At 61.1% G+C, this 13,011-nt stretch carries 10 protein-coding genes; 7 read left to right on the top strand and 3 right to left on the bottom strand.

Translation table 11 applies throughout. The features are described from left to right. The first annotated feature begins 17 nt into the window (after positions 1–17). Together G5380_RS00975 and G5380_RS00970 are read left to right on the top strand one after the other, a co-directional pair. Positions 18–1,712, top strand: a complete 1,695-nt coding sequence (locus tag G5380_RS00975; RefSeq protein ID WP_421352221.1) for a hypothetical protein — start codon at positions 18–20, stop codon at positions 1,710–1,712. 113 nt (positions 1,713–1,825) lie between these two features. Continuing rightward, entirely contained in the window at positions 1,826–3,037 is a 1,212-nt protein-coding gene (locus tag G5380_RS00970; protein ID WP_201936403.1) for a Bcr/CflA family multidrug efflux MFS transporter, read from the top strand. Between the two features lie 85 nt (positions 3,038–3,122). On the opposite strand, the gene nhaD is transcribed toward G5380_RS00970, so the two are convergent. Together nhaD and G5380_RS00960 are read right to left on the bottom strand one after the other, a co-directional pair. Further along, a complete protein-coding gene (gene nhaD, locus G5380_RS00965) occupies positions 3,123–4,547 on the bottom strand; it encodes a sodium:proton antiporter NhaD (RefSeq protein WP_058060016.1) in 1,425 nt (474 codons plus the stop codon). Positions 4,548–4,654: 107 nt separating this feature from the next. Further along, the gene (locus G5380_RS00960; RefSeq protein WP_005333716.1) at positions 4,655–5,122 is read right to left on the bottom strand and encodes a DUF4357 domain-containing protein; all 468 of its coding nucleotides are present in this window, start codon (positions 5,120–5,122) and stop codon (positions 4,655–4,657) included. Positions 5,123–5,319: 197 nt separating this feature from the next. Between G5380_RS00960 and G5380_RS00955 the strand changes: the two genes are divergently transcribed. The 5 genes from G5380_RS00955 to G5380_RS00935 all read left to right on the top strand — a co-directional run bounded on the left by G5380_RS00955 (position 5,320) and on the right by G5380_RS00935 (position 11,715). Then, a complete protein-coding gene (locus tag G5380_RS00955; RefSeq protein WP_421254796.1) occupies positions 5,320–6,000 on the top strand; it encodes an ABC transporter ATP-binding protein in 681 nt (226 codons plus the stop codon). 30 nt (positions 6,001–6,030) lie between these two features. Next, a complete protein-coding gene (locus tag G5380_RS00950; protein ID WP_421352220.1) occupies positions 6,031–8,460 on the top strand; it encodes an FtsX-like permease family protein in 2,430 nt (809 codons plus the stop codon). Positions 8,461–8,645: 185 nt separating this feature from the next. Beyond that, positions 8,646–9,686 (top strand): lipocalin-like domain-containing protein, encoded by a 1,041-nt coding sequence (locus G5380_RS00945; protein ID WP_421352378.1) that lies wholly within the window; start codon positions 8,646–8,648, stop codon positions 9,684–9,686. A gap of 385 nt (positions 9,687–10,071) precedes the next feature. After that, positions 10,072–10,836 carry an SDR family oxidoreductase gene (locus G5380_RS00940; RefSeq protein ID WP_421352219.1) on the top strand — a complete coding sequence of 255 codons (765 nt, stop codon included), beginning with the start codon at positions 10,072–10,074 and terminating at the stop codon, positions 10,834–10,836. 51 nt (positions 10,837–10,887) lie between these two features. Next, positions 10,888–11,715 carry a bifunctional transcriptional activator/DNA repair enzyme AdaA gene (locus G5380_RS00935; RefSeq protein WP_421352218.1) on the top strand — a complete coding sequence of 276 codons (828 nt, stop codon included), beginning with the start codon at positions 10,888–10,890 and terminating at the stop codon, positions 11,713–11,715. A 314-nt stretch (positions 11,716–12,029) separates the two neighbouring features. Here the strand turns inward: G5380_RS00935 and G5380_RS00930 are convergent, their stop codons facing one another. Next, the gene (locus G5380_RS00930) at positions 12,030–12,962 is read right to left on the bottom strand and encodes a hypothetical protein (protein ID WP_421352217.1); all 933 of its coding nucleotides are present in this window, start codon (positions 12,960–12,962) and stop codon (positions 12,030–12,032) included. Positions 12,963–13,011 lie beyond the last annotated feature (49 nt).

Raw genomic sequence — 13,011 nt, 5'->3', positions numbered from 1 at the left:
AACAGACGAGTCTCCTTATGCGTGTAACCAGAGAGTGGCTGTGGGTTTTGTCGGTGCTGACCGGGGCCTGTGCCCTCCTGTTGCTACCATTCTGGCTGCGCGGCGGCAGTCAGGGCCATGATCTGTTTCACCACCTGCTCTCCGGTCACTTCTTTGCCGTGCAACTGTGGCAAGGTGAGCTCTATCCGCGCTGGTTGATGGAGATGAACGGCGCCTTCGGCAGCCCGGTCTTTTTCTTCTATCCCCCCCTGCCCTACTATGTGAGCGCACTGTTCGCCGGCCCCACCCCACTGGCCCACGAGGCGATGACGCCGCTGCTCTGGAGCAGCAGCGTGGCACTCTGGCTCTCCGGCCTGTTTGCCTATCTCTGGTTGCGTACCTTTGCCGGCCACGGACGGGCGCTGGCAGCCAGTTTGCTCTATATGGCGCTGCCCTATCATCTGGCCATCGATATCTACGCCCGCTTTGCCCTGGCGGAGAGCTGGGCCTTCGTCTGGGCGCCGCTGGCACTGCTGGCGCAGGATCGCCTCTGCCGCGGCGCCCCCTTTGCGCTACTGCTGCTCGCACTGGCCGTCTCCATGCTGACGCTTTCCCATCTACCAAGCACCCTGCTTATTCTGGGCTTGCTCACCCTGCGCAGCCTGCTACTGGTCTGGCGCTACAAGGGGAGCACAGCGCTTGTCAGTGTCCCTGTCACCGCCTCCCCGCTTATCGGCACCCTGCTGGGCCAGCTCTGGGGGTTGGCGATGGCCAGCCTGTTGCTGCTGCCCGCTCTGCTGGATCAGGGGGGGATCTCCATGGAGCAGATGCGTACCGGCATGTTCGAATTTCAGCGCAACTTTCTCGATCGTTTGCCCCAAAGCCGTGATGACTGGCGCTTTCGCGGCCATCTCGCCTGGCTGACGCTGCTCACCCTGGCTCTGCTGCTGGTAGCTTGGGCTGCCGCCCGCGAGCCGCGCCATCCCGAGTTGCTGCTCTGGGGGGTCATTGGCACCCTGAGCTTTCTGATGATGCTGCCACCAAGCGAGCCCCTGTGGCGCCTGCTCACTCCGTTGCAACTGGTGCAATTTCCCTGGCGCCTCAATCTGCTGCTGGTCATCGCTACCGTCGCCGTGGTGGCGCTGGGTACCCCCACCTATCGCCCGTGGCAGTGGGTCTGGTGGCTACTGCTTGCCCTCACCCTGCTCTCGCAGGGACTCTATGTACGCGAGGCGCCGCTCACCCAAGCTCCCGTAAAGAGTCAGCTCGACGGGGAGTTCGATAGCAAGCGCAGCGCCCGCGAATACCGTCCAAAGCAGGTGCCACACGGCATGTTTGCCCCCACCCTGCTGGCCTGGAAAGAGGAATTCCAGCCCGCCATCACCAGTGACCATCAGGGGGTGAACTGGCAGATCCAGCGCTGGCAGCCTCGTCATATCGAATTGACGGTGGATGCCCCGGCGCCCGCCAAACTGATCCTGCACCAGTTTGATTACCCGGGCTGGCAGGCAAGGCTCGACCAGCGCCTGCCGCTGAGCGTCAGCAGCACCCGCAACGGGCTGGTGCAGGTCTGGGTGCCCGCCGGACAACACAGCCTCACCTTTACCCTCACCGCCCGCTGGCCGGAGCGGCTCGGTTACGCCATCTCGTTGCTGGCCTGGCTGCTCTGGCTGGGGGGGGTGATCCGCGCAGCGCGCCGACATGACCGAAAGCTTGATCCCCAAGGTGCCTGAGCGATCGGACACCTCCCCCTTTTGAGGGGGTAGGAACGTCATGCCGAGCGGGGGCAAACCTGATAGACTCGCCCTTCTCCCTTTTTCAACCAAGGTTCACCAGCGGATACCCTATGCCCCACGCACAGTCCCCCCAGGCCACCATGCTCTCTCCCCGTTTCCTGTTTATCCTGCTCGGCGCTCTGGCGGGTCTGACCCCGCTGGCGGTGGATATGTATCTGCCCGCCATTCCGGCCATCGCTCGGGATCTAGCCACCAGCATCGACGGTGCCCAACTCACCATCAGCGCCTTTCTGGGCGGTTTTGCCATCGGCCAACTCTTCTACGGCCCGCTGGCCGACAGCTATGGCCGCAAGCCGGTGATCTTGGCGGGGCTGGTGATGTTTGCCATCGCCTCGGTGGGCTGCGCCATGGCGGACTCCCTGCCCGAATTGCTGGCCTATCGGATGTTGCAGGCAGCGGGCGGTGCGGCGGGCTCGGTGGTGGTCAATGCCCTGCTGCGCGATCTGTTCGAGAAGGATGCGTTTTCTCGCGCCATGTCGTTCGTCATTCTGGTGATGACCTTGGCGCCGCTGGTAGCCCCTGTGGTGGGCGGCTATATCAGCGCCCACGCCGATTGGCGGGTGATCTTCTGGCTACTAGTGGGGATCAGCCTGCTGATCTGTCTGGTGATGCAGTGGAAAATTCAGGAGACCCTGAAACCCGAGCACCGTCAGCCCCTTAATCTGGGCCAGATCCTCAAGAACTACTGGGGGGTGCTCTCCCATCGCGGCGCCATGGGTTATGTGCTGTGCGGCTCCCTCTCCAGCTCCGGCATGTTCGCTTTCTTAAGCGGCTCCCCTTACGTCTATATCGAGTATTTCAAGGTGCCGACCGAGCACTACGGCTGGCTGTTTGGCCTCAATATTCTGCTGATGATGGTGGTCACCTTCGTCAACAGCCGACTGGTGAAAGGGGTGGGCGCCGAGCGGATGCTGCAATACGGCCTGCTGGTGCTGCCCTGCGCGGGCGCCCTGCTGGTCTACAACGCCTGGAGCCAGACCGGCGGCCTGTGGGGCATCGTCATTCCGGTGGTGCTGTTTGTCGGCCATATCAGTCTGGTGGGCGCCAACGCCATGACCGGCCTGATGGGCCACTTCCCCCAATCTGCGGGCACCGCATCGGCACTGGCGGGCACCCTGCGCTTTGGCATCGGCGCCCTGGTCGGCATTCTGGTCAACCTCAATCCGCCCCACTCGCCGCTGCCCATGGCCATCGCCATCGCCTGCTGCGGCGTGGGCTCCACCCTGAGTTACTGGCTGCTGACCGGCAAGCGAGGCGATTGATCCCCCTCCCCCGGTCAGAAAAACGAAAGAGGCTTCCGTCAACGGAAGCCTCTTTTCGTACTGGCTCGTACTGGCGCCCGGACGTTCAGAACTGGGCACTGTTGAGCCAGAGGTGCGCCCCTATGCTCACCAGATAACCGAGCAAGATGGCAGGCAGCCACTTCAGGTGGCCAAAGAAGGTATACATGCCGTGGGCCTGTCCCATCAGGGCTACCCCGGCCGCAGAGCCGATGGAGAGCAGGCTGCCGCCCACTCCGGCGGTCAGGGTCACCAGCAGCCACTGCCCCAGCGCCATATCCGGGTTCATAGACAGCACGGCAAACATCACGGGAATGTTGTCGATGACGGAGGACAAGACCCCAATGAAGATGTTGGCCATGGTGGGATCCCCAGCGTCATACAACCAGTGTGATACCAGCTCCAGATACCCCATAAAGCCCAGCCCACCGACACACATCACCACCCCGTAGAAGAAGAGCAGGGTATCCCACTCCGCCTTGGCCACCTTGTTGAACACGTCAAATGGCACCACAGAACCCAGACTGCGCAACCGTACCTCATCACCATTGCGTTCATAGAGCGCACGCTTGCGGGCAAGGGATCGCGGCAGTGACTTGCGCAAATAGAAGCCGAAAAACTGCAGATAACCGAGCCCCAGCATCATGCCCAGTACGGGTGGCAGATGGAGGAAACTGTGGCATAGCACAGCCGTGATGATGGTCAGCAAGAACAGCGCGACGATGCGGCGGGCCCCCCGCTTGAGATCGACCACCTCGTTATCAGCTTCCGGCACATGACGCGGCACCATCAGGCTCATCAGGATGGCCGGCACCAGAAAATTGAGCAGAGAGGGTATCAGCAGGGTGAAGAACTGGCCAAATTGCACCTTGCCCGCTTGCCACACCATCAGGGTGGTGATATCGCCAAAGGGACTGAACGCCCCTCCGGCGTTGGCGGCGATCACTATGTTGATGCAGGCAAGATTGACAAAACGCCGATCACCGTTGGCCACCTTCAACACCACGGCGCACATCAAGAGCGCAGTGGTCAGGTTGTCTGCCACCGGCGAAATACAAAAAGCAAGCCCGCCGGTCAACCAGAACAGGGTGCGCAAGTGAAAGCCGGATCGTACCAGCCAGGCGCGCAGGGCATCGAACAGCCGCCGATCCTCCATGGCGTTGATATAGGTCATCGCCACCAGCAGGAACAGCATCAGCTCGGCATATTCCAGCAGGGTATGGCGAAATGCCTGCTCGGCGACAGGGCTCATCCCCTGCTGTGCATAGGCGATACCGATCAGGATCCAGATCACCCCGGCGGCCACCAGCACGGGTTTGGACTTGCGCAGTTGCAGATACTCTTCAGCCATCACCAGGGCGTAGGCCAAGACAAACAATCCGACACAAAAAAGTCCGATTGAGGAGGATGTCAACAGAACAGGGCCACTACTGGCATGGGCGGGAGGGATAAACAGGGACAGCAGCAAAATAACAGGGGTGAGCGCAGACATGGTCTCTTCCTTTTAGAACCATCTGGCAATGATGCTAGCACCTGGATGAAAAGAAAAATTCATCCAGGTCAATTAACGCTTAATTGGTTTGCTGTCGAAACGCGGGATTACTTCTTGCCGAAACCCGACTGCTTGAGGGTATAGCCTGCGCTGTTTTGCCAGGCATCCAGACCGCTGCGGTTATTGCCCGCCACCAGACTGGCGGCCAGACTCGGGCTATTGAACAGCTGATCGGCGGTAAAGACAAAGCCGCCCTGACTGCGGGGCACTATGACCCCCTTTTCCAGCAGTTCGTGACGCAGCTCGATCACCGCTTCACGCAGGGAAGCGGCATCCTCGCCATTGGCGGTGGAACCGGCCAGCACCATAAAGCCCGGATTTTGCCGCTTGCCCACCGGATAACCGTGGGCCTCGGCCCCTTTGCCGTTGAAGTGGTAGAGCTCGCGCTCCCCCGGCCGGTTGTCGGAGAGTGCCTTTTGCAGGGTCATCAGCTCGTTGTAGATCTCGATGGGGACGACGGCAGCCTGCTTGTTGCCCTTGCTATCGATGATAAAACTGACTTGCTTGTGTAACATCCTTGCTCATCCTGTGACCCATGGAAGCCCCTATTCTAACCACCTCGGGCAAGCGGGATCCAGCGAGGATCCACTGCTCTTTTGCCGCCTTGATCACTAACTGGCACTCTTGAACAACCGTAAGGGGTGTTGATCATTGCTGGCCGTGCTAGCGTACCAAGCATGATGAAAGCCATTGACCATCAAACGGTTATCCCATGCTGACCCTGCGCAACCTCTGCAAGAGCTTCGATAACGGCAGTGAACGACTGCCGCTGTTCCACCATCTCGATCTCGCCCTCCCCGCTGGCGAGATCACCCTGCTGCTGGGCCAAAGCGGCTGCGGCAAGTCCACCCTGCTCAATCTGATCGCCGGGCTGATTGCACCGGACGAGGGGGAGATCTGGCTAGGGGAGACCCGGATCGACACCCGCTCACCCGACGAGCGGGCGCGCCTGCGGGGTCGCCATTTCGGTATCGTCTATCAGGATTTCAACCTGCTGCCGACCCTCAACGTGGCCGAGAATCTGGCCCTGCCGCTGGCCATCAACGCTCTGCCACCGGATGAGGCAAAGATTGACCAGTTGCTGCACCGACTCGATATGAGCCACAAGCGCCATGCCTGGCCGGAGCAGCTCTCCGGCGGTCAGCGTCAGCGGGTGGCGCTGGCCCGCGCCCTTATCCATCAGCCCCAGTGGCTGCTCGCCGACGAACCCACCGGCAGCCTCGATGAGCACAATGCCGAACAGGTGATGGAGTTAATGATCGCGGCGGTGCGCGACACAGGTGCAGGCTTGCTGCTGGTGAGCCACAACCCCGCCTATGCTGCGCTGGCAGACAGGGTGTTGCGCCTCGAAGGGGGCCAACTTATCGAACTCAAGGGGCCCCCTCATGACTAAACGGCGATTGCGCCTGCCGGGAGCACGCTGATGCTGCCACTCAAAGCGCTACTGCGCCTCTATCGCAGCCACCCCTGGTTGCTGCTGATGAGTCTGGCCGGGCTGGTATTGGGAGTGTCGCTAGTGGTGGCCATCGAGCTGCTCAATCACAGTGCCCGCACCAATTTTGTCGCCGCCCGTAGCCAGCTGGCAGGGGAAGCCAACTACCGGCTGGCCCCCGCTGGCGGGCTGGATGAGCAGCTCTACGTGCAGCTGGTGACCAGCCAGCCCGCCCTCGATGCCATGCCCCAGCTCCATGGCTGGCTCAAAGATGAGCAGGGGCGCAGCTTTCAGCTGTTGGGGATGGATCTCTTCAACCCCGGCCCCCTGCGCCAGCTGTTTGACGCCCGACCCGCGAGCGAACCCGCTTTCACCCTAAACCGTGCCGACAGCATCTGGCTGGCGGCCCCCGAGGCAGATCGCCTTGGCTGGCAAGCGGGCCAGAGCCGACGCTTTGTGCTGGGCGGCAGCGATGGCGCCAGCGCCCGCCCCCTGACTCTGACGCTGGCGGGCACCTTCGAGCCGGGCGCCGTGCCCATGGAGCGACTGCTGATAACCGACATCGGCCTCGCCCAGCCGCTGCTGGATAAAGCGAGTAGGCTCGATCGCATCGTCTTCAAGCTAAGCGAATCAGAAGCTCGCACACTGCAGGCCACCCTGCAAACCGATTACCCAAACCAGCCCTTGTGGCTTGAGCCCATCAGCCCGGCGCTCGATGCCAGCCAGCTTGGTGATGCGCTGGCGCTTAACCTGACGGCGCTGTCATTGCTCGCCATGGCGGTGGGATTGTTTCTGGTGTTCAATGCCCAGCGATTTGTGCAGAGCGTACGCCGCCCCCAGCTGGCCCAGCTGATCATTCTGGGGATGGGGCCGAGCCGGGTACTCCGCTGGCTCATTCTGGAGCTCCTTATTCTCGCCACGGTAGGCACCCTGCTCGGGGTGCTGCTCGGCAGCCTGTTGGCGCTGGCGCTGATGGGACAGCTCACCCAGGCGCTGGCCGATCTCTATGGGCCCAACCCCATCGATCTGCTGCGCCTCTCCCCTGTGAGCCTGCTCAAGGCGCTGTTGATCGGGCTGTTCGGCACGCTGGCCGCCAACCTGCCCGGCTGGTGGCAACTGCTGCGCCAATCCCCCCTAGAACTGCGCGCCGGCAGCAGCCGCCCTCCCGCTCATCCGTGGCGACGGCGCGTGCTGGCCATCGCCATCTTGCTGCTGTGCGCTCTGTGCCTGTGGTTGCCGCAAACCGGTTTGACCGGCGCCCTCTTTATCGCCGGCGGCTGGCTGCTGGCCATGGCGCTCTGGCTGCCCGATGCCCTGCGCGGCCTGCTTGGCTGGCAGCGACGGCGCGCGGGCGGCCCCCTCACCGCCCGGCTCGGGGTGGCCGAGACCCTCTATCACCTCGATCGCACCGCCATCGCGGTGATGGCGTTACAGCTCGCCATCGCGGCGGCCATCGGCATCGGGGTCATGGTGTCGAGCTTTCGCTCAAGCGTAGAGATCTGGCTCGGCCAGCGTCTGGCCGCCGATCTCTATGTCACCGCCCCCAAGGGGGTGGCGGGCAACAAGGGCACCTTGAGCGACGCCACCCTTAAGACCCTGCTCGCCAATCCGCTGGTGAGCGCCGCCTCGCGCCGCTCGGTTCACCCTGCCCGCTGGCAGGGGCAGCCCATCGAGTGGGCGCAGATGGACTTTATCCCCCAGCTTAAAGCGGCCTATCCGCTGCTGGCCGGACGCTGGCCGACCCGCCCCGACGAGGTGCTGGCGAGCGAACCGCTGACGGTGCGCCTCGGGGTCAAGGTAGGCCAGACATTGGCGATCAGCGGCGAGCAGGGGCCAAGGCAGTTCACCGTCACCGGCGTCTATCAGGACTACGGCAGCGACAAGGGGCAAATTCTGCACGCCTTCGAGGCGGGAGCGGTGCAATCCCTCGCCCTCTTTAGCAACGACCCCGAGCTGCTGGCCGACCGCCTGCGCGAGCGCTTTGGCGAGCAGCTAAACCTGCTCTCCGCCCCCGCCATCCACAGCGCGGCGCTCAAGGTGTTTGACCAGACCTTTGTGGTGACCGAGCTATTGAAACTGCTGATCCTCGGCATCGCCTTTGTCGGCATTGGTTCGGCCTTTATGGTGCTGGGGCTGGCGCGCCGTGGCGAGCTGCAGACCTTGCAGAGTCTGGGCTTGAGCCCCCGCCACTGCCGCCAGCTGCTGGTGTGGCAAGGAGCGGGATTGGGGCTGCTCACCGCCCTGCTGGCCCTGCCGGTGGGGTATGGCCTCGCCTGGGTGCTGATCGAGGTGGTCAACCCTCGCGCCTTTGGTTGGCGCCTCGCCTTCGAAGCCGCCCCCCTTCATGCGGTCACCGCCCTGTTGCTGGCACCGGTCTGTGGCGCATTGGCCTCCTGGTATGCAGCAAGGAGAGTGGTATGAAATATCGGTTAGCGCACTGGCTCAGCCATGGCTTGAAGCTCCCATCGACCACTTCCCTCTCTCCGCCCCTTCTTCAGCGCAAAGAAGAGCACAGTGCGGCATTGAACCATCCCCTCTCCCTTCGGGAGAGGGCCAGGGTGAGGGGGATCTTGTCCTCCTTACGGCCCCTGTGGCTCGCCACCCTCTTGCTCCCGCTGATTGCCATGATTGGCAGCGCGCAGGCCAGCGATCTGGGCGCCCTGCTCGGCGGCGGCAGCGACAGCTTTAAAAAGGTGCTGCCGGGGCAAACCATCCAATTGCCGGAGGATCACGCTGCCCACCCCGATTACCGCTCCGAGTGGTGGTATCTCACCGGCAACCTCAAGGATGAACAGGGGCGCGAATATGGCATGCAGTGGACCCTGTTTCGCCAAGGGATCGAACAAGAACTCCGCACCAGCAACCCCTGGCTCACCCCCCAGCTCTGGCTGGCCCAGTTTGCCATCACGGATCTCGACCGTGGCAGCCACCAGCAAGATGAACGGGCCAGTCGGCAGGGGCCGGGGCTGGCGGGGACCAGCGGCGGCCAATATTGGCTCAGGGAGTGGCGGCTTGCCTCGCAAGGAGCGGCGCTCTTCCCCGCCACCCTCAAGGTGCAGAGCAAGATTGGCGAGCTGAACCTCACCGTCACTGCCGCCAAGCCGCTGGTGCTGCAAGGCAAGGCCGGTTACAGCGAGAAGAGCCCGGGCAACGCCTCCTTTTACTACTCCTACCCGCGCCTGCATTTAAGCGGCACGCTGATCCGCGATGGTGAGACCCGCACCGTCACCGGACAAGGCTGGTTTGATCACGAGTGGAGCAGCTCGGTATTGGCCGAGTGGCAATCGGGCTGGGACTGGTTTTCGCTCCAGTTGAACGATGGCCGCGAGCTGATGCTGTTTCGCCTGCGCACCAAATCGGGACGCACTGAGCCTGAGAACCGCTACGGCATGTTGATTGAGCGCGACGGCAGCAGCCGGGTGCTCGCCCCTGACGCGATTCGCCTTACGCCGGGCAACACCTGGCGCGGCCCCAAGGGGCAGAATTACCCCGTCGAGTGGCAGCTAAACGCCGCCGGAATGAGCCTCACCATCAAAGCCCGTCAGCCCAATCAGGCCATGACAGGTCGCTTTGACTACTGGGAGGGGGCGGTCTCTGTCTCGGGGGATGCCAAGGGGGTCGGCTATCTGGAGATGACGGGCTATTGATCCAGGAGCGTGTCTGTTGATTGCAATCGCCGTCAATGCCCTGCCAGGCGGGCTTGATGATGCACGCAGCCACCATGGCGCCGGGGCTCTCGCCCCTCACTGCAGCACACAGGGCGCGCCGCACCTGGAGCCGGCGGTTTTAAAGGGGGGCATGATAAAGAATTCGGGGCGCAGTTCGCCCCTTTTGTTGCCGCAAAGGCCTGTATCGACATGTAGCAAAACAAGTTGGAGAGAAAGAGAGCAAGATTCGGGTCGTCCCAGCAAGGAGTGGTTGCCATAGTGGGGGCCAAACCCAAGTCGGTTGGAACCTATTGGGGTTCCAATCCACTGCCAACTTTGTGCGCCTCTTAATCTGGCGCACAACACACTCAGCGAGGGAACTGCCATGTCATTACTGTCCAACAAGGTCGCCATTATCACTGGCGCCAGCTCCGGCATCGGTCGCGCCAGCGCCATCCTGTTTGCCCGCGAAGGGGCCAGCGTCGTCGTCGGCGCCCGCCGCCAGCCCGAGCTGGACTTGCTGGTGGAGGAGATCCGCCATGAGGGGGGCCAGGCGGTAAGTCTGGCGGGAGATGTGAAAAGCGAGAGTTACGCCCACGATCTGGTGGATCTCGCGTTAACCCGTTTCGGCGGGCTCGATATCGCCTTCAACAACGCCGGTACCACAGGCATGCCGGGCAGCGTAGAGGAGCTTGAACTGGCGCAGTGGCAGGAAACGTTGGATACCAACCTCACCAGCGCCTTTGTGGGTGCCAAGTATCAGATCCCCGCCATGTTGGCGCGTGGCGGCGGCTCGCTTATTTTTACCTCTACCTTTGTCGGCCATACCCTGGGGCTGCCCGGCATGGCGGCCTATGCGGCGAGTAAGGCGGGCTTGATTGGCCTGACCCGGGTGCTGGCCGCCGAATATGGGGCACAAGGGATTCGGGTCAACGCCCTGCTGCCGGGGGGCACCGACACTCCCATGGGGCGGGCTTTTGCCAATACGCCAGAGAGCCTCGCCTTTGTGCAGAATATGCATGCCCTCAAACGGCTGGCCCAACCGGAGGAGATCGCCCGCTCGGCCCTTTATCTCGCGTCCGATGCATCCAGCTTTACCACCGGCATTGCCCTGCTGGCCGATGGTGGGGTATCAATTTGTCGCAGATGACCTTGTCGCCCCCAACAGCCTGCGACCGAAACCTTATCGTGAGAGCGCCTTATGTCTGATTACGCCCGCATCGCCGATGCCATCCGTTTTATCGCAAGTCAGGTGGAGCGCCAACCCACTCTGGACGAGATAGCGGCGCACGTGCACTTAAGTCCCTTTCACTTCCAGCGGCTGTTCAGCCGCTGGGCCGGAGTGACGCCCAAACGCTATCTTCAGGTGCTGACCCTGGAGCGGGCCAAGGCGCTGCTGCAGGAGTCGCGCCCGCTGCTTGAGGTGGCCGATACCCTAGGCCTTAGCAGCGGCTCGCGGCTCTACGATCACTTTGTGCAGCTCGAAGCGGTGACGCCGGGGGAGTACAAGCAGCGCGGGGCCGGGTTGGTTATCGATCACGGGGTGCACGACACCCCTTTCGGTCAGGCATTCGTCGCCCTGACCCAGCGGGGGGTGTGCAACTTCTCGTTTCTCGATGAAAAGGCCCCAGAGGCGCCGCTGGCCACCCTCGCCCAGCACTGGCCTGCGGCAACGCTGCAAGAAGCGCCATCACGTACCCAAGGGGTCATCCACACCATGTTCGATGGCAGCAAGGCGCCGGATCGCCCCATCTCCTTGCACGTGAGCGGCACCAACTTTCAGATCAGCGTCTGGCGGGCGCTGCTGCAGATCCCGCCCGCCAAGGTGGTGAGCTACGCCCAGGTGGCAAGCGCCGTCGGCAACCCCAAGGCCGCCCGCGCCGTGGGGTTGGCGGTGGGCGCCAACCCCGTCGCCTTGATGATCCCCTGCCACAGAGTCATCCAGCAAAACGGCAAGCTCGGCGGCTATCACTGGGGCGAGACCCGCAAACAGGCGATACACGCCTGGGAAGCGGCGAGGTATGAGTGAAGGTGGACTTTTTCTGCCCGCCTGATGAGGAGAACAGGAATCTTGGTAGTGAGTCAGCAGATAATCAGGCAGCGCCAGACAAGCGGGCGGCGATATAAAACGGGGACATAAAAAGATTCGGGGCGCAAATCGCCCTTTTTATTGCTTTGGCGAGGAATAGCGCTTAGCCACACCATCCCAGCGGATTAACAAAACACGTAGGGTGCAATAAGCGCAGCGCATTGCACCGTTTGCCAAGCGTTTTGTTCAAAGTATAAGGAACAAAAGTAGAGGTGCAATTTCATTTCACCCTACGGGCTTGAAACAGACAATTCTTATTCAAACCGCTGCTCGTGTTCCATATCCTCCCGCTGCTCTCGTTCTTTCTGGCACTCGATTAGCTGAATCAAGTTTACAGAAACTGTTTGAGCCGCAGTCGAAATATCTGCTCTTTCATGTTCAACCAACTTACGAATAGCCTTCTCTCTGGACTGCATTAATTCGGCTCGACTGCCAGACCAAGAGGAAGGAGTGACACGCTCTGCGAATATTTCTAGAACAATAGCAGGGTCAGGAGATGACTCAAGCAGCCTGAGAGCTAACTCTGACATTCTGAGCCCTTCAATCTCGTCATCTTTTTCCCACAAGTGAATGCTTGCTGCAATAGCTACCCATACGCGGGGCTCATTTCTGGCACAACACCACGAAATCAGAAAATCCATATTAATATGGGCAATAGGTGAGAATCGTAAGTCTCTATTACAAATAAAAAACTGCCGTCGTTCTTGTTGCTCTTCAGAGCCTTCAAAGACTCGGTTTAAAAATGCTTCTGGCATCAGCGCAGCTGTTGTCTCAATGGCGCTTTCATATGAATGAACGTAGCCATAGTGCAGATCAACAACAGCAAAGATCGTGTCCAACCACTCCTGTTTTTCTGGCTCATTGCCATCGAAACGTAATGCAGCATTGATGACGCATTCCATGTTGTAATCATCGATCCCAGTGGGATCACAGTGATCCTTTGGAAGACTTAAAATCGCCGCTTTAAGACCAATCTGACGAAAATCAAGGCCAAGCTGATCTCCTGATTCTTTACCATGTAACCGCATACTTAACGCACGCAGCACCACATCACAACCTCCCGGTTTTCTCAGGAGCCGAATCGCAAGATCAATTACTCGTTCTCTGGATAAATCCCCATATTCATCCCGCCATAGGATTGATTCATACATACTCGGGTGAATACCAGAGTCATCCATAATATTCATACAACGATCCAGATCGGCTTCTGTGAAACTCCTTCGAGGATGCAACTCA

The sequence above is a fragment of the Aeromonas sp. 604443 genome (assembly GCF_049170315.1).
Taxonomy (GTDB): Bacteria; Pseudomonadota; Gammaproteobacteria; order Enterobacterales; family Aeromonadaceae; genus Aeromonas; species Aeromonas veronii_A.
This window is presented reverse-complemented; position numbering and strand designations above follow the sequence as displayed.